Annotated in this window: 19 protein-coding genes; 9 read left to right on the top strand and 10 right to left on the bottom strand. The window is 66.3% G+C overall.

Features of this window, described 5'->3' with window-relative positions; translation table 11 throughout:
* Window positions 1-121 precede the first annotated feature (121 nt).
* Window positions 122-925, top strand: coding sequence for a hypothetical protein (locus tag GGC47_RS06320; RefSeq protein ID WP_142021729.1), 804 nt, complete (start codon window positions 122-124; stop codon window positions 923-925).
* Window positions 926-930: 5 nt separating this feature from the next.
* Entirely contained in the window at window positions 931-1401 is a 471-nt protein-coding gene (locus GGC47_RS06315) for a hypothetical protein (RefSeq protein WP_142021728.1), read from the top strand.
* Between the two features lie 483 nt (window positions 1402-1884).
* Here GGC47_RS06315 and GGC47_RS06310 read toward each other — a convergent pair whose 3' ends face one another.
* The 3 genes from GGC47_RS06310 to GGC47_RS06300 all read right to left on the bottom strand — a co-directional run bounded on the left by GGC47_RS06310 (window position 1885) and on the right by GGC47_RS06300 (window position 4002).
* Window positions 1885-2289 (bottom strand): GtrA family protein, encoded by a 405-nt coding sequence (locus tag GGC47_RS06310; RefSeq protein WP_113252558.1) that lies wholly within the window; start codon window positions 2287-2289, stop codon window positions 1885-1887.
* A 129-nt stretch (window positions 2290-2418) separates the two neighbouring features.
* Window positions 2419-3480, bottom strand: coding sequence for a class I SAM-dependent methyltransferase (locus GGC47_RS06305; protein ID WP_142021727.1), 1062 nt, complete (start codon window positions 3478-3480; stop codon window positions 2419-2421).
* Between the two features lie 117 nt (window positions 3481-3597).
* Window positions 3598-4002 (bottom strand): ArsR/SmtB family transcription factor, encoded by a 405-nt coding sequence (locus GGC47_RS06300; protein WP_248311088.1) that lies wholly within the window; start codon window positions 4000-4002, stop codon window positions 3598-3600.
* 105 nt (window positions 4003-4107) lie between these two features.
* Between GGC47_RS06300 and GGC47_RS06295 the strand changes: the two genes are divergently transcribed.
* The 4 genes from GGC47_RS06295 to GGC47_RS06280 all read left to right on the top strand — a co-directional run bounded on the left by GGC47_RS06295 (window position 4108) and on the right by GGC47_RS06280 (window position 9952).
* Window positions 4108-5322: an MFS transporter gene (locus GGC47_RS06295; RefSeq protein ID WP_051987514.1), complete on the top strand. Its 1215-nt coding sequence runs from the start codon at window positions 4108-4110 to the stop codon at window positions 5320-5322.
* A gap of 143 nt (window positions 5323-5465) precedes the next feature.
* On the top strand, window positions 5466-8783 hold the full coding sequence (gene carB, locus GGC47_RS06290; protein ID WP_142021726.1) for a carbamoyl-phosphate synthase large subunit: 3318 nt from the start codon (window positions 5466-5468) through the stop codon (window positions 8781-8783).
* Window positions 8784-8892: 109 nt separating this feature from the next.
* On the top strand, window positions 8893-9366 hold the full coding sequence (gene greA / locus GGC47_RS06285; protein WP_038359065.1) for a transcription elongation factor GreA: 474 nt from the start codon (window positions 8893-8895) through the stop codon (window positions 9364-9366).
* Window positions 9367-9442: 76 nt separating this feature from the next.
* Complete coding sequence (locus tag GGC47_RS06280) at window positions 9443-9952, top strand: hypothetical protein (RefSeq protein ID WP_112762695.1); 510 nt, start codon at window positions 9443-9445, stop codon at window positions 9950-9952.
* Between the two features lie 7 nt (window positions 9953-9959).
* Here GGC47_RS06280 and GGC47_RS06275 read toward each other — a convergent pair whose 3' ends face one another.
* Entirely contained in the window at window positions 9960-10424 is a 465-nt protein-coding gene (locus GGC47_RS06275) for an Lrp/AsnC family transcriptional regulator (protein ID WP_038359067.1), read from the bottom strand.
* A 61-nt stretch (window positions 10425-10485) separates the two neighbouring features.
* Here GGC47_RS06275 and GGC47_RS06270 point away from each other — a divergent pair, with 61 nt between their 5' ends.
* From GGC47_RS06270 to GGC47_RS06260, 3 genes are all read left to right on the top strand, one after another.
* Window positions 10486-11496 carry a mitochondrial fission ELM1 family protein gene (locus GGC47_RS06270; protein WP_142021725.1) on the top strand — a complete coding sequence of 337 codons (1011 nt, stop codon included), beginning with the start codon at window positions 10486-10488 and terminating at the stop codon, window positions 11494-11496.
* 82 nt (window positions 11497-11578) lie between these two features.
* Window positions 11579-12544 (top strand): thioredoxin-disulfide reductase, encoded by a 966-nt coding sequence (gene trxB, locus GGC47_RS06265; RefSeq protein ID WP_370954372.1) that lies wholly within the window; start codon window positions 11579-11581, stop codon window positions 12542-12544.
* A gap of 143 nt (window positions 12545-12687) precedes the next feature.
* Window positions 12688-13578: a LysR family transcriptional regulator gene (locus tag GGC47_RS06260; protein ID WP_038359069.1), complete on the top strand. Its 891-nt coding sequence runs from the start codon at window positions 12688-12690 to the stop codon at window positions 13576-13578.
* Between the two features lie 805 nt (window positions 13579-14383).
* On the opposite strand, the gene GGC47_RS06255 is transcribed toward GGC47_RS06260, so the two are convergent.
* From GGC47_RS06255 to GGC47_RS06230, 6 genes are all read right to left on the bottom strand, one after another.
* Window positions 14384-14935: an NADPH-dependent FMN reductase gene (locus GGC47_RS06255; RefSeq protein WP_112762698.1), complete on the bottom strand. Its 552-nt coding sequence runs from the start codon at window positions 14933-14935 to the stop codon at window positions 14384-14386.
* Between the two features lie 119 nt (window positions 14936-15054).
* Window positions 15055-15630: a methylated-DNA--[protein]-cysteine S-methyltransferase gene (locus tag GGC47_RS06250; protein ID WP_370954373.1), complete on the bottom strand. Its 576-nt coding sequence runs from the start codon at window positions 15628-15630 to the stop codon at window positions 15055-15057.
* 91 nt (window positions 15631-15721) lie between these two features.
* Complete coding sequence (gene msrP, locus GGC47_RS06245; RefSeq protein WP_370954374.1) at window positions 15722-16678, bottom strand: protein-methionine-sulfoxide reductase catalytic subunit MsrP; 957 nt, start codon at window positions 16676-16678, stop codon at window positions 15722-15724.
* 231 nt (window positions 16679-16909) lie between these two features.
* Window positions 16910-18019 carry a 3-isopropylmalate dehydrogenase gene (leuB, locus tag GGC47_RS06240; protein ID WP_429067355.1) on the bottom strand — a complete coding sequence of 370 codons (1110 nt, stop codon included), beginning with the start codon at window positions 18017-18019 and terminating at the stop codon, window positions 16910-16912.
* A gap of 141 nt (window positions 18020-18160) precedes the next feature.
* The gene (locus tag GGC47_RS06235) at window positions 18161-19750 is read right to left on the bottom strand and encodes an ABC transporter substrate-binding protein (RefSeq protein WP_429067352.1); all 1590 of its coding nucleotides are present in this window, start codon (window positions 19748-19750) and stop codon (window positions 18161-18163) included.
* A 91-nt stretch (window positions 19751-19841) separates the two neighbouring features.
* Window positions 19842-20231: a RidA family protein gene (locus GGC47_RS06230; RefSeq protein WP_142021720.1), complete on the bottom strand. Its 390-nt coding sequence runs from the start codon at window positions 20229-20231 to the stop codon at window positions 19842-19844.
* Window positions 20232-20276: the final 45 nt, after the last annotated feature.

The following is a 20276-nucleotide window of genomic DNA, read 5'->3' as shown; positions in this document are numbered from 1 at the left end:
CCGGGCATTCCGTAACTGAACCCGACGGAATGACTTGATCCGGACCGGCAAATATGGCTTTGAGCGCGGCTTGTCTCCACGTCACCGCCACTAAGTCACTGCCTCCAAGCCCGGAATGCCCGTGCAGGACCAATTCGCCTGTCCTTATTGCGACGCAATGCTCAACCGGGGCGTGCTGTCCTGCCGCTGCTGCGGGCGCGATCTCACGCCCGTCCTGCCGCTGCTGCGCCGTCTCGATACGCTGGAAGAGCGTCTCGCCGCCTTCGAGAAGAAAGCCGAGGAGGACCGCGCCGCAGTCGCGGCCATGCCGGCACCACCCGCGGCAGAGGTCAAGGCGGCAATCCTGCCCGAGGATATGCCTCCGGGCGATGAGCTGCCGCGCGCCCTGAACGCGGCGCGTCGGCGCTTCTGGGTGCTGCCGCTCGGCTTCCTGCTGCTGCTCGGCGCCTATGGCTCGGTCGTGCTCTGGCTCGACTTGCCCCTCTGGTCGCTGCGCCTTGCCTCGATCGCAATTCCCTTCACCACGGGCCTGATCTATTTCGGCGTCCGGCCACGGCTGATCGCCTTCGATATCGGCATCGCCCTCGCCTTCGCGATTTTTTCCGTCGCAGCAATGAACGCGTGGCTGGGCTGGCACGACAATATACCGCTCCTTCCGCAGGGATCGGCAGCCTGGCGCGAGACGTTCTTCTATGCGCTGAGCATCGGTGCCTCCCTTTTCTCGGGGATGTTGCTGCGCGTGACGCAGGCTGCGCTGACCGCGCGCGGCCTCGTCTCGCTGCCGGAACTGCGTAGGGGGCTGCTGGCTGTTCACGGCAAGATCCCGATGGAAACCTTGAAGACCATCGAGACCACGATCCTGATGGCCACGACCGTCATTTCTGCCATTGCCGGCATCATTGCCGGTATTCTGGGAGTGAAATAAGAAAGATGATCGAGACTGTGCTTGTCCGGCACGTTCTGCCTGCCGTCTTCGCTGCCGCCATCATGCTGTCGAGCGCCCATGCCGCCGACCCGATCCAGCTCATCACGCGCCAGGAGGCCGCGCTGCCGGCCGCCGGCATCGCCGCCACGGGCACGCGCAACCTGACGCGCGGCCCCGGGATCGACACCTTGCCGACGCCCGACAAGGGCGTGGACGGCAAGCCCTTCCGGCTGGCGGTGCGCTTCGTGCCGAGCAACGGCGTGCCGGTCGATCCTTCGACCGTTCGCGTCTTCTATCGCCGCCAGCCCCCGCTCGACATCACCGAGCGCGTCAAAACCTTCATCACGCCGGCCGGCATCGATGCGCCGGCGGTCGTGGTGCCGCCCGGCACGCATGTCATCGAGATCGAGGCGACGGACAAGGAAGGCCGCATCGGCCGCCGGCAGCTCCAGCTGACCGTCGCCCCGTCGCAATAGCTGCGATCAAGCGCACCCGCAGCCTTGCAAGCCCCACCGCCATGACGACCAAAGGCGTAGTCCGCAGACCGGGGAGCACGGTGGACTCGCGTCGAACGCCATGGAACGCTGCGTCACCTGGGGAGAGGCTGACATGCGATACTGGCTTGCCGCGACGGCGTTGTTGTTCACCCTGTTGGGAGCCGCACCGCCTGTTGCGGCGCAGGACGGCCGGATCAGACCGGAATGTCGCCGGACGGGAGATCCACGGGCCTGTACTTGCGCCCTCGACAACGGCGGCATGATGGTGGCCGACCCTCACCGTCCGAACCGGATGCGCTGGCGGTCGCCACGGCTTGGAACGGGAGCCCATATGGCCTTCATGAACTGTTCCAACCGCGCCGGGCGGCGCGGCTAGAGCATCGCTCCGAAAAGCGGAATGCGGCTTTCGGGAAAGCCGACGCAAATGCGCTCCGGCGTCTCTCCGATCGCGAGCCTCCGGCTTCAGGCCGCCCGGTCGGCGAAGCTGAAGAATTTGTGGCCGAGGAACGAGAACACCATCACCACCCCCGTCGTGACGAACTGCATCGGTAGATAGGGCAGTCCGAGCCGGGTCACGAAAAGATGCATCAGCAGGCCGGTGAGCACGAAGCCGCCGGCCGCGATCAGCCCGAAGCGCCAGCCGGCCTGCGCATGGCTGCGCGTCGCATCGAAGGTCATCCAGCGGTTCAGGCCGTAGGAGACCAGTGCACCGACGACGAAGCCGGCGAGCGTCGCCGGCACGGGATCGAGCCTGGCGCCCTCCACCAGCCCGATCAGCACGCCGTAATGGGCCACCGCCGTCAGCCCACCGGCGAAGGCATAGCTGACGAGTTGGCGGAACTGGCGCGGATAGCGACGAAGCGGCATCCGCGCTTCCTAGATCATCGGGCGCGCGGGGCGAATGATTTTTTGCCTCGCGCGGTCCCGTCATCCTGCATCGCGCCTCTCACGCGACAACCTGTCGGCGCGGTTCACGTCCCGCCGAGTCCTGCAGCGTCAGGCCCGGGCCTCAAAGACCATGTTGAACGGCGTCTCCGTCGCACGGCGGAAATGCGAGAAGCCGGCATCGAGCGCAACCTTCCGCAGGCGCATCTCCCCCGCCTGCGCGCCAAGCCCGAGGCCGACCTCCTGCGACAGCGAGGCCGGCGTGCAGATCATCGTCGACGCCCCGTAGTAGATCCGCCCGACCGGGTTGAGGTTGTCCTTGAGATGGTCGTGCGCGAAGGGCTCGACGATCATCCAGCTCCCATCCCTGGCCAGCGACTCGCGCACATGCTTTCCGGCGCCGACCGGATCGCCCATGTCGTGCAGGCAATCGAACATGGTCACGAGGTCGTATTTCCGTTCCGGGAAGTCCTTGGCCGAGGCGCGCTCGAAGGTGATGCGGTCGCCCACGCCGGCCTTCTCCGCCGCCTCGCGCGCCCGCTCGATCGAAGGACCGTGATAGTCGAAACCGTAGAAGCGCGACTGCGGATAGGCCTGCGCCATCAGGATGGTGGAAGAGCCGTGTCCGCAGCCGACATCGGCAACCGTCGCGCCCCGCTGCAGCTTGGCCTCGACATCGCCCAGAGCCGGAATCCACTCCGCCGTCAGATGGGCATTGTAGCCCGGCCGGAAGAAACGCTCGGTCCCGCGGAAGAGGCATCTGCTGTGCTCATGCCAGCCGAGGCCGGCACCGCTCCGGAAGGCCTCCGCGACCTTCGGCTCGTCGATCCACATCGACTGGACGACCTCGAAGGCGCCGGCGAAGAAGGCCGGGCTGTCCTCCTCCGCGAAGGCCATGGCCTGCTCCGGCGAGAGGCTGAAGCTGTCGCTGCCTTCGTCATAGTCGACATAGCCGGCCGAGGCCTGCCCGGCGAGCCATTCGCGCAGATAGCGCTCCTTGAGGCCCGTCTTCTCGGCCAGTTGCCGGGAGGTGACGGGCTCGCCATCGGCCATCGCCTTGTAGAGGCCGAGCTGATCGCCCAGCACGATCAGGGAGCCGGTGACGGACGCTCCGACATCGCCGACAAGACGTCCCACTAGCGCATCGAGTTTCTGAGGGTCGGCTTCACGCATGGCCATGCTCCTCGGGTTAGGGCGTGGCCGGCTTGACGCGATCCGGCTCGACGCCATCGCGGAAGCGGCAACGCTATACCCTTAGGTAAGCATGTCAACGCAAGGACAGGTCCGCTCTCAGCCCTTCGCCTGAGCCGGCTCGGGGACGCGCGGCAGGCTGGGGTCGCGCTGCGCTGCCTCGATCACGCTGTCGAGCAATCCCGGGAAGCGCCGGTCGAGATCGGCGCGCCGGATGCTGAGATAGCGCGAGGTGCCCTCGACGCGCATATGCGTGATCCCGGCCTCGCGCAGCTTGGCGAAGTGATAGGAGAGCAGCGACGGCGAGGCCAGCCCGACGAAATTGCTGCAGCGGGCCTTGTCCATCTCCGTTGCATCGGAGAGCGCCACCAGAATGCCGAGCCGGATCGGATCGGCCAGCGCCGCGAAGATGTCGGCCGGCGCGACATCGTCGATATCGGGATGGAACAGCGGTTTCATGCCTCCGAGATAGGCGATGGCATCACTCCTGACAAGATTCAACATTCATTGAAATTACCCTTGCGGTAATCACCAGGCGCGATTAATTCAATGATCATTGAATTTCGAAGCCAGACTTCGATACAGCGACCATCCGCAAGGATCACTCCTATGGACATCCGTCTCTTGTCGCTCGCCGGCGGCGCCTTCGCCATCGGCACGGGCAGCCTGATCGTCACCGGCATCCTGCCCCATCTCGCCTCCGGCCTCGGTGTCTCCGTCGACACCGCCGGCCTGCTCATCTCGATCTTCGCCCTGGCCTATGCGGTCGGCTCGCCGATTCTCTCCACCGTGCTGGGCGATGCCGATCGCAAGCGCGTCCTGATCGGTGCGATGGCGGTCTTCGGCCTCGCCAATCTCGGTGCCGCCTTCGCCACGGATTTCACCGTCGTCGTGCTGGCGCGCGTCGTCATGGCGTTCGCGGCCGGCGTGTTCATGCCTGCCGCCAACGCCGTGGCCGTGGCCATCTCTCCGCCCGAGCGGCGCGGACGCGCCATCGCGCTGGTCACCGGCGGCATGACCGTATCGCTGATTCTCGGCATCCCGATCGGCACCGCCGTCGTCGGCTTCGGCGGCTGGCATCTCGCCTTCCTGATCGTCGCCGGCTTGAGCGTGCTCTCGCTGGCGGGGCTCTTCGCGAGGCTCCCGGCCGGCCTGCCGCACGGCACCAACACGCTGCGCGAGCGCCTGCAGGTCGCGAGCCGCTCCGACGTGCTGCTGGCGTTGGGCACGACCATGCTTTGGACGACCGGCGCCTTCGTCCTCTACACCTATATCGCGCCCTTCCTGACCAACCATGCCGGCATCGCCGGCCCCTGGCTGGCGGCGACGCTCGTCCTCTCCGGCATCGGCTCGGCGCTCGGCAACCAGTTCGGCGGGATGGCGAGCGACCGCTTCGGCCCCGAGCGCACGCTCTCCGTCGTGCTGACGATTCTCACCGGGGCCCTGCTTGCGGCCTCGCTGGTCGCGGTGACGCTGCCGCCGGCGATTGCGATCTATCTGCTTCCGCTCGTCATCATGGTCTGGAGCGGCGCGGGCTGGGCCGGCCACCCCTCGCAGATGTCGCGGCTGGCGGCGATGGCGCCGGACGCCATCGTCGTCGCGCTCTCGCTCAACGCATCCGCCCTCTATTTCGGCATCGCCGCCGGCGCGGCTTTGGGCCAGCAGGTGATGCGCCATGCCGGCACCTGGTCGCTCGGCTTCGTCGGCGCCGCCTGCGAGATCGCGGCGCTCGGCCTGCTCTTCGTCGCCATGCGCCGCAAGCGCAGAACGCCCAAGCCGCTGGAGATCGATCTCGTGCTGCCGGCATCACGGCCTGTGCGTTGATGCGGGTGGGAAGCGCTTTTAGCTTCCCCCCGCCGCCTTGCCCGTCTATAGCGAGCGCCTAGCATTCATTCAGACGCTCGCTCGGCCTCCGCTCGCCCGATCGGACCGGCCTTGCGCGCGCCTGCCCAAGACCGGTCGAGATCATGCCCAAGCGCACAGACATCAAGTCCATCCTGATCATCGGCGCGGGCCCCATCATCATCGGACAGGCCTGCGAGTTCGATTATTCCGGCACCCAGGCCTGCAAGACGCTGAAGGCCGAGGGCTACCGCATCATCCTGGTCAACTCGAATCCGGCGACGATCATGACCGATCCCGATCTCGCCGACGCGACTTATGTCGAGCCGATCACGCCCGAGATCGTCGCCAAGATCATCGAGAAGGAGCGCCCCGACGCGCTCCTGCCCACCATGGGCGGCCAGACGGCACTGAACTGCGCGCTCTCGCTCAAGAAGATGGGCGTGCTGGAGAAATTCAACGTCGAGATGATCGGCGCCACCGCCGACGCCATCGACAAGGCCGAGGACCGTGAGCGTTTTCGCGAGGCGATGACCAAGATCGGCCTCTCCACGCCGCGCTCGCACCATATCAAGACGCTCGGCCAGGCGCTCGACGCGCTCGAGGACATCGGCCTTCCCGCCATCATCCGCCCCTCCTTCACCATGGGTGGCACCGGCGGCGGCATCGCCTACAACAAGGGCGAGTTCATCGACATCGTCGAGCGCGGCATCGACGCCTCCCCCACCAGCGAGGTCCTCATCGAGGAGAGCGTTCTCGGCTGGAAGGAGTACGAGATGGAGGTCGTCCGGGACAAGAAGGACAACTGCATCATCGTCTGCTCGATCGAGAACTTCGATCCGATGGGCGTCCATACCGGTGATTCGATCACCGTCGCGCCGGCCCTGACGCTGACCGACAAGGAATACCAGATCATGCGCGACGCCTCGCTGGCCGTGCTGCGCGAGATCGGCGTCGAGACCGGCGGCTCGAACGTTCAGTTCGCGATCGATCCCGAGACCGGCCGCATGATCGTCATCGAGATGAACCCGCGCGTCTCGCGCTCGTCTGCTCTCGCCTCGAAGGCGACCGGCTTCCCGATCGCCAAGGTCGCGGCGCGGTTGGCCGTCGGCTACACGCTCGACGAGATCGAGAACGACATCACCGGCGGCGCGACGCCGGCCTCCTTCGAGCCGACCATCGACTACGTCGTCACCAAGATCCCGCGCTTCGCCTTCGAGAAATTCCCCGGCTCCGAGCCGACGCTGACCACCGCGATGAAGTCGGTCGGCGAGGCCATGGCGATCGGCCGCACCTTTCAGGAATCGCTGCAGAAGGCCTTGCGCTCGCTGGAGACCGGCCTGGACGGGCTCGACGAGATCGAGGTCGATGGCATGGGCCTCGGCGACGACCGCAACGCGATCAAGGCGGCGATCTCGACCCCGACGCCCGACCGCATCCTGCATGTCGCGCAGGCGATGCGGCTGGGCTTCACCGACACCGAGATCCATGAGAGCTGCAAGATCGACCCCTGGTTCCTCGAGCAGATGCGCGAGATCGTCGAGACCGAGGAGAAGGTGCGCAAGTTCGGCCTGCCGCAGACCCCTGGCGCCTTCCGCCAGGTCAAGGCGATGGGCTTCTCCGACAAGCGCCTCGCCGCCGTCTCCGGCAAGACCGAGGCCGAGGTCAGGGCGCTGCGCCGCTCGCTCGAGGTGCGCCCCGTCTACAAGCGCATCGATACCTGCGCCGCCGAATTCGCCTCGCCGACCGCCTATATGTACTCGACCTACGCCATGCCCTTCGCCGGCAAGGTTGCCGACGAGGCCAATCCCTCGGATCGCAAGAAGGTCGTCATCCTCGGCGGCGGGCCGAACCGTATCGGCCAGGGCATCGAGTTCGACTATTGCTGCTGCCATGCCTGCTACGCGCTGCGCGACGTCGGCTACGAGACCATCATGGTCAACTGCAACCCGGAGACGGTCTCGACCGACTACGACACCTCCGACCGGCTCTATTTCGAGCCGCTGACGGTCGAGGACGTGCTCGAGATCCTGGAGACCGAGAAGCAGAACGGCACGCTGCACGGCGTCATCGTCCAGTTCGGCGGCCAGACGCCGCTCAAGCTGGCGAACGCGCTGGAGGAGGCCGGTATCCCGATCCTCGGCACCTCGCCCGACATGATCGACCTCGCCGAGGACCGCGACCGCTTCAAGCGTCTGCTCGACAAGCTCAGCCTGAAGCAGCCGAAGAACGGCATCGCCTATTCGGTCGAGCAGTCGCGCATGATCGCGGGCGAGCTCGGCCTGCCCTTCGTCGTGCGGCCTTCCTATGTGCTCGGCGGCCGCGCCATGGCGATCATCCGCGACGAGGTGATGTTCGAGGACTATCTGCTCGGCACCCTGCCCTCGCTGATCCCCTCCGAGGTGAAGGCCAAGTATCCGAACGACAAGACCGGCCAGATCAACACGGTGCTTGGCAAGAACCCGCTGCTGTTCGACCGCTACCTGTCGGACGCCATCGAGGTCGATGTCGACTGCCTCAGCGACGGCCGCGACGCCTTCATCGCCGGCATCATGGAGCATATCGAGGAGGCCGGCATCCATTCCGGCGATTCGGCCTGCTCGCTGCCGCCGCGCTCGCTCTCGCCCGCGATCATCGCCGAGCTGGAGCGCCAGACCAAGGCGATGGCGCTCGCGCTCGATGTCGGCGGGCTGATGAACGTGCAATACGCCATCAAGGACGGCGAGATCTACGTGCTCGAGGTCAATCCGCGCGCCTCGCGCACGGTGCCCTTCGTCGCCAAGGTCATCGGCCAGCCCATCGCCAAGATCGCCGCGCGCATCATGGCGGGCGAGACGCTGGGCAGCTTCGGCCTCAAGCCCGCGGTCCTCGGCCATGTCGGCGTCAAGGAGGCGGTCTTCCCCTTCGCGCGCTTCCCCGGCGTCGACGTGCTGCTCGGCCCCGAGATGCGCTCGACCGGCGAGGTCATCGGCCTCGACCGTTCTTTCGACGTCGCCTTCGCCAAGAGCCAGCTCGGCGCCGGCTCCAAGGTGCCGGTCAAGGGCACGGTCTTCGTCTCGGTGCGCGACGACGACAAGCCGCGCATCGTGCCGGCCGTGCGCATCCTGGCTGATCTCGGCTTCCGCATCCTCGCCACCGGCGGCACGCTCCGGCTGCTGCAGGAACAGGGCATCGACGCCGCCCGGATCAACAAGGTCCTGGAAGGCCGCCCGCACGTCGTCGACGCGATCAAGAACGGCGAGATCCAGTTGATCTTCAACACCACCGAAGGCCCGCAGGCCCTCGCCGATTCCCGTTCGCTCCGGCGCTCGGCCCTCTTGCACAAGGTGCCCTATTATACCACCTTGGCAGGCGCGATCGCAGCGGCGGAAGGCATCAAGGCCTATAGCAGCGGCGATCTCGAAGTACGGTCGCTGCAATCCTACTTCGAACGGGCAGCTTGACGTAGCCGCTCGCAACGAGGTTCAAATACCGAGCGGAAGCGCGGACGCGCCGGCACCCTTGGACGGGGCCGGCGTCAGCCGCGCTTTCGGATCTTACGGGACGGAAAGAATGGAAAAGGTTCCCATGACTGCGGGCGGCTTCGCCGCTTTGGAGGTGGAGTTGAAGCACCGCCAGCAGGTCGAGCGTCAGCGCATCATCGCGGCGATCTCCGAGGCCCGTGCGCTCGGCGACCTCTCCGAGAACGCCGAATATCACGCGGCGAAGGAAGCGCAGTCGTTGAACGAAGGCCGCATCATGGAGCTGGAGTCGCTGATCGGCCGCGCCGACATCATCGACGTCTCCAAGCTCGGCGGCGACACGGTCAAGTTCGGCGCCACGGTCAAGCTGATCGACGACGATACCGAGGAAGAGAAGAGCTACCAGATCGTCGGCGAGCCCGAATCCGACGTGAAGTCGGGCAAGGTCTCGGTCGGCTCGCCGATCGCGCGCGCGCTGATCGGCAAGAAGGTCGGCGATTCCGTGCAGGTCAATACGCCCGGCGGCGGCAAGTCCTACGAGATCGTCGGAGTCGCCTTCCGCTAACCACGGCAACAGGGCGCCGATGGCAATCGGCGCCCGAGCTCCTACATTATCTCCGAAGGCCTTCGGAGACGACGCCATGACGACACGCCGCCACTTCCTCGCATTGTCGCTTGCGGGGGCATCGCTCGCGCTGCTCCCGTCCGGCCTCTCGCCTGCTCTCGCACAGGCCGCGCCCATCGGCTCGATCCGCGTCGAGTTCGCGCGAACGGTCACGGATGCCTGGGGCGACAATGTCAGGCTGGTCAGCGCCGAGCTTCAGCGAACGCTGGCTGAGATCCTCGGACCGGAATTCCGTCAGGGAGCCGGCAACCGCCTCGTCGTGACGGTCCGCAGCCTCTGGCTGGCGAGCTATGCCGGCGGTGGTGGCGGCGGCAAGCCGGCCGATGGCGGCGCCAGCAACGACTATCTCGAGAGCACGGTCACGCTCTACGACAGCCGCGGCCGCGCGCTCAACAGCTGGCCGATCATGTCGACGGAACTCTCGGGTGGCGCAGGCGCCTGGTATCTGCCGGATGTCGACCAGCGCCGGCTGAAGGCGCTGGCGCGCAACAACGCCTACTGGATCAAGCGCTACGTCGCGGGCTGAGCGCCGCTCAGCCGAAAGGCACGATCGGCTCGTCCTTGACCCGGTCGAGGGCGAGCGCGGTGCGCACATTGCGGACGTTCGGCAGCGCCGTCAGATCCCCGACGAAATCCTGAAACGCCTTCAGGTCGGGCGCCACGCATTTCAGCACGAAGTCGATGTCGCCGGAGAGCGTCCAGCATTCGCGCACCGGCGCCCAGTCACGGATGCGGCTCTGGAAGGCGACGAGATCGGCTTCCGCCTGGCTCGCCAGATGCACGAAGGCGAAGCAGACCACCTCATAGCCCAGCTTCCGCTCGTCGAGATCGGCATGGTAGCCACGGATCAACCCGGCCTCCTCCAGCGCCCTGACGCGCCTGAGGCAAGGGGGCGGCGAGATGCCGACGCGGCTTGCCAACTCGACATTGGTCATGCGCCCATCGGCCTGAAGCTCGCGCAGGATACGCAGGTCGATATCGTCGAGTTTCGCCGGCAATGAATGTCCTCTGAGGCAGGTGGCGCTGGTGTAGACGGCGTCGGCAGGCGATACAAGGCGCATGCCGCAGACGCCCGCCCCCTTGCATCAGAAAACCGCCCCGACGATCTGGGTCCTGACCGACGGCAAGGCCGGCGATGAGCTGCAATGCCTCGGTGTGGCCGAGCGGCTCGGCATCGTGCCGGAGATCCGCCGGGTGGCGCCGCGAAAGCCCTTCGCCTGGCTGATGCCGCGCGGCCCCATCGACCCGCGCGAGGGATCGGAGCGGCCGCAAAGCCCGATCCGCCCGCCCTTCCCCGACATCGCCATCGCCTCCGGCCGGCGTGCCGTCGCCTATCTCAGGGCGGTGAGGAAGGCCTCGAATGGCCGGACCTTCACCGTCTTCCTCAAGGACCCGCGCACCGGCACCGGTACGGCCGATCTGATCTGGGTCGCGGAGCATGACCGGCTGCGCGGCGGCAATGTCCTGGTCACCACCACCTCCCCTCATCGCCTGACGCCCGAGCGCCTCGCCGCCGCCCGCGCAGCGCCGCCGGCGCCGATCGCCGCCCTGCCCGCGCCGCGTGTCGCCGTGCTCGTCGGCGGCGACAGCCGGCATCATCGTTTCACCCCGGCGGATAGCGAGCGCCTCGCCCGACAGCTCGACGCCCTGGCCGCCTCCGGCGCGAGCCTGATGGGCTCGCCCTCGCGCCGGACCTCGCCCGCGCTTTCCGCCGGGGTGGCAGCGGTCTTCGCCCGGCATGGCGGCTGGTGGTGGGATGGCAGCGGCGAGAACCCCTACATCGCCCTGCTCGCCAATGCCGACGCCATCGTGGTCACCGCGGACTCGACCAACATGATCGGCGAGGCGACGGCGACCGGCGTGCCAGTTCTCGTCTTCGAGCCTCAGGGCGGCCATGCCAAGATCGCCGCCCTGATCGCATCGCTGACGCGCCAGGGCGTTGTGCATGCTTTCCGTGGACAGCTTGATGGCGAACGCTACCAGCCGATAGACTCCACGCCGATCATAGCCGATGCGATACGCGAAGGCTGGCTGCGCCACAGGGCGGCGCTCGGGCTCACGGGCCCCTGAAGCAGCGACCCTTGTTTCGGCGCCACGCCGCCGTATCTGACGGAGTCGAGCGCGGCCCGGCCGCGGAGAAGGAAACGAGACGATGGCCCACACCCACGCCCGCGTCATGATCGTCGGCTCCGGCCCCGCCGGCTACACGGCGGCGATCTACGCCGCCCGCGCCATGCTGGAACCGGTGCTGATCTCTGGCCTCCAGGCCGGCGGCCAGCTCATGATCACCACCGATGTCGAGAATTATCCGGGCTTCGCCGACGTCATCCAGGGCCCCTGGCTGATGGAGCAGATGCGCGCCCAGGCCGAGCACATGGGCACGAAGATGGTCTCCGACCATATCGGCAGGGTCGACCTGTCGCAGCGCCCCTTCCGGCTCTGGGGGGATGGCGGCGAGACCTATTCCTGCGACGCGCTGATCATCGCCACCGGCGCCCAGGCGAAGTGGCTGGGCCTGCCCTCCGAGCAGAGCTTCCAGGGCTTCGGCGTCTCGGCCTGCGCCACCTGCGACGGCTTCTTCTTCCGCAACAAGGAGGTCGTGGTCGTCGGCGGCGGCAACACCGCGGTCGAGGAAGCGCTCTATCTCGCCAATCTCGCCAGCAAGGTCACGCTGGTCCATCGCCGCGACCACCTGCGCGCCGAGCGCGTGATGCAGGACCGGCTGTTCAAGCACCCGAAGATCGAGGTGATCTGGGACAGCGAGATCGCCGAGATCTGCGGCGGGACGACCCCGCCCAATGTCACGCATCTGCGCCTGACCAACACCAAGACCGGCGCCGAGAGCGAGCTCAAGGCCGACGGCGTCTTCATCGCCATCGGCCACAAGCCGGCGACCGAACTCTTCGTCGGCCAGCTCGCCATGCGCGAGACCGGCTATCTCGAAGTCGAGTCGGGAACGACTCAGACGAATGTTCCGGGCGTCTTCGCGGCCGGCGACGTCACCGACGAGCACTATCGCCAGGCCGTCACCGCCGCCGGCATGGGCTGCATGGCCGCTCTCGACGCCGAGCGCTGGCTGGTGGCGAGCACGCTCGATCAGCGAGAAGCCGCTGAATAAGGGCTTTTCGGGGATTCATCACTGGAATCGATGAATCCCCTCACCAGATTCAGTGCCAAAAAGAACAATCTCTGTCGTCCGGGCATTGACGGACAAGAACTTTATCCCCCACCATGCACAAAATGCATATCGGGGGAAGCGCGGTGGATTGGGACCGCATTAGAATTTTTTATACCGTCGCAGAGTCAGGCAGTTTCACAAAAGCTGGCGATGTTCTGGGGTTGAGTCAATCCGCCGTGAGCCGGCAGATCGGCGCGCTTGAGCGTGAGCTGCGGGCGCCGCTGTTTCACCGGCATACGCGCGGCCTGATTCTGACCGAGCAGGGCGAATTGCTCTGGCGCGCCGCGCGCGAGATGACGCAGCGGCTGGAGCGCACGCGCTCGCAATTGTCGGAGACCCGCGAGCATCCCTCGGGAGAGCTCAAGGTCACGGCGACGCGCGGCCTCGGTGGGCACTGGCTGACGCCGCGCCTGGCCGAATTCCTCGACCTCTATCCGGACATCAAGGTCGACCTTATCCTGACCGATGAGGAGCTCGACCTCTCGATGCGCGAGGCCGACATCGCCATCCGCCTGCGCCAGCCGCAGCAGCCGGACCTGATCCAGCGCAAGCTCTTCACCGTGCACTATCACGTCTATGCCTCGCCGGCTTACGTGAAGCGCTTCGGCGAGCCGAAGAGCTACGAGGATCTCGACAACCACCGGATCGTCTCCTTCGGCGGCACCTCGCCATCCTATCTCACGGCCGTGCACTGGCTCGGCACGATCGGCCGCGACCAGCGCAACCCGCGCCCGATCCATCTCGTCGTCAACAACATCACGGCGATGAAGCGCGCCGTCGATTCCGGCGCAGGCATCGCTGTGCTGCCGGACTACCTGATCGAGACGGGCTCGCCGCTCGTGCAACTGATGCGCGAGACCGAGATGCCGCAGCTTGAGAGCTATCTGGTCTATCCGGAAGAGATGAAGTCGGTCGCCCGCGTCCAGGTCTTCCGCGATTTCCTGATCCAGAAGGCGCAGCGCTGGACCTACTAACAGCCCAGCGGATCGCCGGCGCACCCTCCGGGTACGTCGGCGGCTCGCGTTCCGCCCCGGCGCGGACTTCTCCTGAAAATGCATCGCGATTGCGGACCCCGGCCGCAGGCACCTGCCCGGCCGCCTGCTGATTTTGCACGAACCCACCGCATCATCCCGGACTTGACCCGGCCCCCACGCCGAAGCGCTTGCGGGGCGCTTCGGGCAAGAGCTCCGGCGCTGCGTTCGCCCAGGCCGGAACGGCCCATATCTCCATGAAAACGCAGGCCGCTGTCGCCTTGCCGCCTGCTCGATTCGTAGGCAGCCAGCCGGCTGAGCAACCAACTGAAATCCTGCAAATGTATGACGGCAGCCCAGAAACTGTGCACGCCATACGGGCAGAAGCTACCAACCTTCATCCTGGATGATAGATCGTCGCAATTTCAATCTGCAATGAGTGCATATTTCTCAATCATTTAGGCACAAATTGGTCGCATCTGAGAGCGAGATATGCAGCTTGTGCATGGCGGCTCCAAGCTATGCTGCATTGCAAAACGGCAGGTCCTGCACAATATTGAGTACACGGTTGTTCGGAACGGGCTCCGCAATCTCCTCCCGGCGTTGAGTTCGTTTCAGCCGTTCCCCTCTGAGATGTTTGGCGTTTGAGCCAGATGTTTCAAACTTTCAAGGCCGGCTCCCCTCGGGGACGCCGGCCCTTTTTTTGCGCCGCGCCCTGTTGCGGCGCTCCGCTCCCGACAGATCGAGCCGACAAAAAAGGCACCGCCGAAGCGGTGCCTTCCGGAGAGCGCATCCAGATCCCTGCCGCTCAGGCGGCGAGCTTGCCGACGATCTTGGCGAAGCCGTCGAGGAAGCCCAGCAGGAAGCTGCGCGTGCCTTCATTGGTGATCTCGTGGTTCGCGTCGATCAGGTCTTCCTTGAAGGTGATGAAGACCTGCCCGCCGGCCACCACGCCGGCGAGATTGGTCATGATCATGCGCAGCTCGTTCTGGGCCACCGCCGTGCCGACGGCGCCGCCGCTGGCCCCGGTCACCGCGACCGGCTTGCCCGCCCAGGAATTCTTGCCATAGGGGCGCGAAGCCCAGTCGATCGCGTTCTTGAGCGCGGCCGGGATCGAGCGATTATGCTCGGGCGTGACGATCAGGATGGCATCGGCCGCCTCGATCTCGCGCTTCAGGCGCAGCGTCGGCTCGGGGCGATCAGCTTCGAGATCCTGGTTGAACAGAGGAAGGTCGTCGATCCGCACGAAGGAGGGTTCGAAGACATCGGCTCCGAGCTTCGCCAGAGCCTCCGCCAGCTTGCGGTTGATCGATTCGCGGCGGGTGCTGCCGACGACGATGGCGAGCTTCAACTTGGCCATGGCATTCCTCGTTGTTGGGCGAAACTGCCGTGACAGTAGAAGGCTCCGCGAGCCCGGCGCAAGACGATGCGCTGCAAGCGCATCATTGCAGCGTTTCAATCGCCATGGTCCGGCGGTGGTCAGGAACGCGGTGGCCGGGCTGCGAGCGGCAACGCCTCGAACAGGCCAGGCTCGGTGCTGGTCCGCGCCTTCTCGATCGTCAGGATGCGCAGCTTGGTCTCGACGCCGCCATCGGCCGAGAAGCCGCCGGTCTTGCCGCCGGCCGCCAGCACGCGGTGGCAGGGTACGATGATCGGCCAGGGGTTCTGGCCGAGCGCGACGCCCACAGCCCGCGCCGCGCCGGGCTCGCCGATGCGCTGCGCCACCTCGCCATAGGTCAACGTCTCGCCATGCGGGATCGACAGCGCGACTTCATAGACCCTGCGGTTGAAGTCCGGCGTCCGCTCGATCGCGAGCGGCAGATGCGAGAGATCGCGTTTTTCGCCCTCGAACAAGGCGCGGATGCCCGCCACAGTGTCCGCGACGAAGCCTTGCGCCTCGGTCTCCTCGGCTTCCGGGAAGCGCCGCTCCAGACGCTTGCGCGCCGCCGCCTCGTCCCGCTCGGGCAGTTGCGCGCCGATGAAGCGCTCGCCTTCCCAAACCAGGGCACAGATGCCGATCGCCGTCGCGAAGAGATGGAAATGCTGGGTGGCCATGTTCTTGCTCCCGGCGCCATTGCGTGGACCGGATGGGTCTAGCACGCGGCATAGCGCTGAGGGCACCCGAAAGCTGGCAGCAGGTCGGGCCTCACATGAAGAGGGCTTCGCCCTCCAGCCCCTTGTAGAGCCCGGCGACCTGCTCGCCATAGCCGTTATAGATCAGCGTCGGCCGGCGATCACGCGAGCCCAGCACCTGCTCGCTCGCCTGGCTCCAGCGCGGATGCGGCACGGCCGGGTTCACATTGGCCCAGAACCCGTATTCGCTGGCCTGCAGCGCCTCCCAGAAAGTCTTCGGCCGCTCCGCGACGAAGCTGATCTTGCGGATCGATTTCACCGATTTGAAGCCGTATTTCCACGGCGTGATCAGCCGCAGCGGCGCGCCGTGCTGCGTCGGCAGCGGCTTGCCATAGATGCCGGTGACGAGCAGCGGCAGATCATTCGCCGCCTCGGCGATGGTCAGCCCCTCGACATAGGGCCAGGGATACCAGCGCTGGTTCTGCCCCGGCGCGACGCGCGGGTTCAGGAAGGTCTCGAAGCGGATGTATTTCGCACCGGAGAGCGGCTTGGCGAGATTGACGAAGGATTTGAGCGGAATGCCGGTCCAGGGCACGGCCATCGCCCAGGCCTCGACGCAGCGGAAGCGATAGAGCCGCTCCTCCAGCGGCAGCTTGCGGGCGAGGTCGTCGAAGCCGATCTCGAAGGGCTTCTCGACCAAGCCGTCGACCTGGATGCTCCAGGGCCGCGTCGCCAGCCGCTGCGAGGCGTCGACGATGTCCTTCGACATGCCGAATTCGTAGAAATTATTGTAGTTCGCCGCGTCCTCCGCCTTGGTCAGCGGCACGTCGATCTTGAAGGCCTCGTTGCGCTTGGCGGGGTAGAGGTCGAGCGTCGGATCGGGCGTCTGGGCCGCGGCCGGACGCGGCAGGGCCGCACCGGCGATCAGCCCAGCTCCCGCAGCCATGAGTTGGCGGCGATTGAGGAAGGCGCCTTCCGGCGTCGCTTCGCTCTCCGGCAATTCCCAGCCGGCGCGGCGCTTGATCAGCATGACGGACATACTCCGCTTTCGTTGCGCCGAGCTAAGCCACGAAAGCGGTGTCACGGCAATTCACGAGCGAGAGAGGGAGGTCTTCCCTCTCCCCTCGGGGGAGAAGGTGGCAGCGCGCAGCGCTGACGGATGAGGGCAGGAACCTCGCCAAAACGAAAAAGGGCCGCTATGCGGCCCTTCCCTCGTCCGTCGCCTCGCAGACACCTTCCCCCGAGGGGAGAAGGATAACGATCAGCCCAGCGCTTCCAGCGCCTTGATGATGGCGGCGCCCATCTCGCTGGTCGAGACGGCGTTGGCGCCATCAGCAGCGATGTCCTTGGTGCGGGTGCCGGAACCCAGCACGTCGGCGATCGCGCCTTCGAGACGGTCGGCTGCCTCGCCCGCATTGAACGAATAGCGCAGCGCCATGGCAAACGAGCCGATCATCGCGATCGGATTGGCCAGGCCCTTGCCGGCGATGTCCGGCGCCGAGCCGTGGACGGGCTCGTAGAGCGCCTTGCGCTTGCCGGTGACGGGGTCTTCCGCGCCGAGCGAGGCCGAGGGCAGCATGCCGAGCGAGCCGGTCAGCATCGCCGCGACGTCGGAGAGGATATCGCCGAACAGATTGTCGCAGACGATCACGTCGTACTGCTTCGGCCGGCGCACGAGCTGCATGGCGCAGTTGTCGGCGAGCACATGCTCGAGCTCGACATCCTTGTACTCGGCGGCGTGCAGCGCAGTCACCGTCTGCTTCCAGAGCACGCCGGTCTTCATGACGTTGTGCTTCTCGGCCGAGGAGACCTTGTTGCGGCGGGTGCGCGCCAGCTCGAAGGCGACCCGGCAGATGCGCTCGATCTCAGGCGTAGTGTAAACCTGCGTGTCGACGCCGCGCTTCGAGCCATCCTCCAGCGTGACGATCTCCTTCGGCTCGCCGAAATAGACGCCGCCGGTGAGCTCGCGCACGATCAGGATGTCGAGGCCTTCGACGACCTCGGGCTTCAGCGACGACGCGGAGGCCAGCGCCGGATAGCAGATCGCCGGACGCAAGTTTGCGAACAGGCCGAGATCCTTGCGCAGGCGCAGCAGGCCGGCTTCCGGGCGGTGCTGATAGGGCACATCCGCCCATTTCGGGCCACCGACCGCGCCGAACAGCACGGCGTCGGCGTCTTGCGCCAGCTTCATGTCGCCTTCGGAGATGGCCTGCTTGTGCGCATCATAGGCGGCGCCGCCGACGAGACCCTTCTCGATCTCGAAGGAGCCGAGCCCCTGCTTGCCGAACCAGGAGACGATCTGCTCGACCTGGCCCATCACCTCGGGGCCGATGCCGTCGCCGGGGAGCAGCAGGAGCTTGTGGGTCGCCATCGTCGTCGCCTCGCGCTTGGTCGTGAACCGAACCGGTTTCCGGTCTCGCGGCGGTGATTACGGGCGGAACCGTGACGACGCAAGCGGCAGGCACGCGAAGCCGGCGCATGGCAGACCATGCGCCGGCGCCGAGAGCGGTGCTCAGACCTTCTTCTCCATGTTCCAGAAGAACTGGACCGGCGAGAGCACCATGCCGCTCAGATTCTTGCGGAACGCCATGGGCTGCTGGACGAGGCCGCAGGGGACATAGGGAACGGCCTCGAAGCCGCGCTCCTCGATCCTGGCCGCGATCTCCTTCTGCTTGGCCTCTTCCGGCGTTGCGATCCACGCGTCGCGGAGCCCCTCCATCGGCGCGTCGTCGGGCCAGCCGAACCAGGCGGCGCCGCCATTGGTCCGCGTCAGCGGATGCAGCGCCGGGTTGAGCGCATCCGCACAGGACCAGAGCGTATGGAACACCGACCAGCCGCCCTGCTCGGGCAGGCCGCGATTGGCGCGCCGGCCGATGAAGCTCGCCCAGTCGGTCGCGACGAGTTCCGCGTTGATGCCGAGCTTCTTGAGCAGATCCTCGGTGACCATGCATTGCTGATAGGCGATCGGCTGGTCGGCCGGGGCGAGCAGGATGACCTTCTCCCCCTTGTAGCCGGCCTCCTTGAGCATGGCCTTGGCCTTCTCGAGATTACCCGGCATGGCGGCCTGCCCACCCGCCCCGCTCGACATCGGCGAGCCGGGCGTGAAGAAGGTCTTGGCCTCCTTGTAGTAGGCCTTGTCGCCGACGACGGCCTCCATGTAGTCGGTCTGGTTGACGGCGGCCATCACGGCCCGGCGGATCGCCGGATTGTTGAAGGGCGGCTGCAACTGGTTGAACCGCATCAGCAGGAACAGGCCGAGCGGCACGTTCTCGATAACGACGTCCTTGTTGCCCTTCAGCATCGGGATGAGATCGACCGGGGGCTGCTCGTACCAGTCCAGCTCTCCCTGCATCAGCGCGCCGGCTGCGGCGGCCGCTTCGGTCAGCGCCAGCCACTCGATGCGGTCGATCTTGGCGATCTTGCCGCCGGCGGCCCAGGACGGCGCCTCCTCGCGCGGCTTGTATTGCGCGAAGCGCTCATAGATCGCGTTCTGGCCGGGCACCCATTGCTTGTCCATGAAGCGCCACGGGCCGGAGCCGATCGCCTCCGTGATGTTCTTCATGTGGTCGGTCTGCGCGATGCGTTCCGGCATAATGAAGGGCACGTTCGACGAGAGCTTGCCCAGCGCGGACGTCATCATCGGGAAAGGCTTCTTCAGCCGAATCCGGAAGCTGCGCCGGTCGACGACATCGTAGCCCTCGACGAAGGTGGCAAAGGTCTGGCCGAAGGCATCACGCTTCGACCAGCGGGCGATCGACGCGATGCAGTCCTCAGCGCGGACCGGCTCGCCGTCATGGAAGGAGAGCCCGTCGCGGAGGCGGAACGTCCAGCTCAGCCCGTCGGTCGCCGTCTCCCAGGCTTCGACCATCTGCGGCTTGATCTGGAAATTCGCGTCGGTCGCGAACAGCGTGTCGTAGATCAGATAGCCATGGTTGCGGATGACGTAGCTGGTGGCCGTGATCGGATCGAGCGAGGGAAGCGGCGTCGAGGGGTTGAAGCGCAGCGTCGCCGCCGCTCCCTGCGAGAAGGCCCGGTTACCCAGGAAGGCTGTCGCGGCAAGCGCACCAGCACCTTTGAGAACAGTGCGACGACGGATCGACATGGCATATCTCCCTCTGCTTAAGGCACGCGCCTTGATGCACGCTGACCTGCAAGAGATATACCAAAAGTCGACAGAGTGTCGACAACTCCGATCAGCCCCCCGTAGCCCGCGCGGTCACCTCGATCTCGACCTTCATCTCCGCCTTGAGCAGCCCGGCCACGACATAGATGCCGGCCGCGGGCCTGATCTCGCGGAAGAATTCACCGCAGACCGCCAGCACCGGCTCGCAATAGCTGCGGTCGGTGACGAAGTACTGCGCCCGCACCGCCTGAGACAGCGACGACCCCGCCTCCTCCAGCACGGCGCCGATCGTGCGGAAGATGTTGCGCGCCTGCTCGGCCGGATCGTCCGGCATCGTCATGGTGGCGTAGTCGTAGCCGGTCGTGCCGGAGACGAAGACGAGATCGCCATCGACCACGGCGCGCGAATAGCCGAAATTGCGCTCGAAGGGCGAGCCGGTGGAAATCAGGCGGCGTGTCATGCTGTCTCCGGAAGCTTGGATGCGGCGGAAACGCTTCTCTGAAGC

Source organism: Allobosea sp. OAE752 (assembly GCF_050433265.1).
GTDB classification, from domain to species: Bacteria; Pseudomonadota; Alphaproteobacteria; order Rhizobiales; family Beijerinckiaceae; genus Allobosea; species Allobosea spartocytisi.
Note: the sequence above shows the minus strand (reverse complement) of the source record. Positions and strands in the feature narration are given on the sequence as shown.

What these genes read in the sequence shown, in the direction of transcription:
- GGC47_RS06255 (WP_112762698.1), bottom strand. Translation starts at nt 14,935, where the DNA reads ATGGCCAAGTTGAAGCTCGCCATCGTCGTCGGCAGCACCCGCCGCGAA.
- GGC47_RS06300 (WP_248311088.1), bottom strand. Translation starts at nt 4,002, where the DNA reads ATGTTGAATCTTGTCAGGAGTGATGCCATCGCCTATCTCGGAGGCATG.
- GGC47_RS06270 (WP_142021725.1), top strand. Translation starts at nt 10,486, where the DNA reads ATGCCGCAGACGCCCGCCCCCTTGCATCAGAAAACCGCCCCGACGATC.
- trxB (WP_370954372.1), top strand. Translation starts at nt 11,579, where the DNA reads ATGGCCCACACCCACGCCCGCGTCATGATCGTCGGCTCCGGCCCCGCC.
- leuB (WP_429067355.1), bottom strand. Translation starts at nt 18,019, where the DNA reads ATGGCGACCCACAAGCTCCTGCTGCTCCCCGGCGACGGCATCGGCCCC.
- GGC47_RS06305 (WP_142021727.1), bottom strand. Translation starts at nt 3,480, where the DNA reads ATGCGTGAAGCCGACCCTCAGAAACTCGATGCGCTAGTGGGACGTCTT.
- GGC47_RS06230 (WP_142021720.1), bottom strand. Translation starts at nt 20,231, where the DNA reads ATGACACGCCGCCTGATTTCCACCGGCTCGCCCTTCGAGCGCAATTTC.
- msrP (WP_370954374.1), bottom strand. Translation starts at nt 16,678, where the DNA reads ATGCTGATCAAGCGCCGCGCCGGCTGGGAATTGCCGGAGAGCGAAGCG.
- GGC47_RS06250 (WP_370954373.1), bottom strand. Translation starts at nt 15,630, where the DNA reads ATGGCCACCCAGCATTTCCATCTCTTCGCGACGGCGATCGGCATCTGT.
- GGC47_RS06235 (WP_429067352.1), bottom strand. Translation starts at nt 19,750, where the DNA reads ATGTCGATCCGTCGTCGCACTGTTCTCAAAGGTGCTGGTGCGCTTGCC.
- GGC47_RS06310 (WP_113252558.1), bottom strand. Translation starts at nt 2,289, where the DNA reads ATGCCGCTTCGTCGCTATCCGCGCCAGTTCCGCCAACTCGTCAGCTAT.
- GGC47_RS06280 (WP_112762695.1), top strand. Translation starts at nt 9,443, where the DNA reads ATGACGACACGCCGCCACTTCCTCGCATTGTCGCTTGCGGGGGCATCG.
- GGC47_RS06295 (WP_051987514.1), top strand. Translation starts at nt 4,108, where the DNA reads ATGGACATCCGTCTCTTGTCGCTCGCCGGCGGCGCCTTCGCCATCGGC.
- GGC47_RS06315 (WP_142021728.1), top strand. Translation starts at nt 931, where the DNA reads ATGATCGAGACTGTGCTTGTCCGGCACGTTCTGCCTGCCGTCTTCGCT.
- carB (WP_142021726.1), top strand. Translation starts at nt 5,466, where the DNA reads ATGCCCAAGCGCACAGACATCAAGTCCATCCTGATCATCGGCGCGGGC.
- greA (WP_038359065.1), top strand. Translation starts at nt 8,893, where the DNA reads ATGGAAAAGGTTCCCATGACTGCGGGCGGCTTCGCCGCTTTGGAGGTG.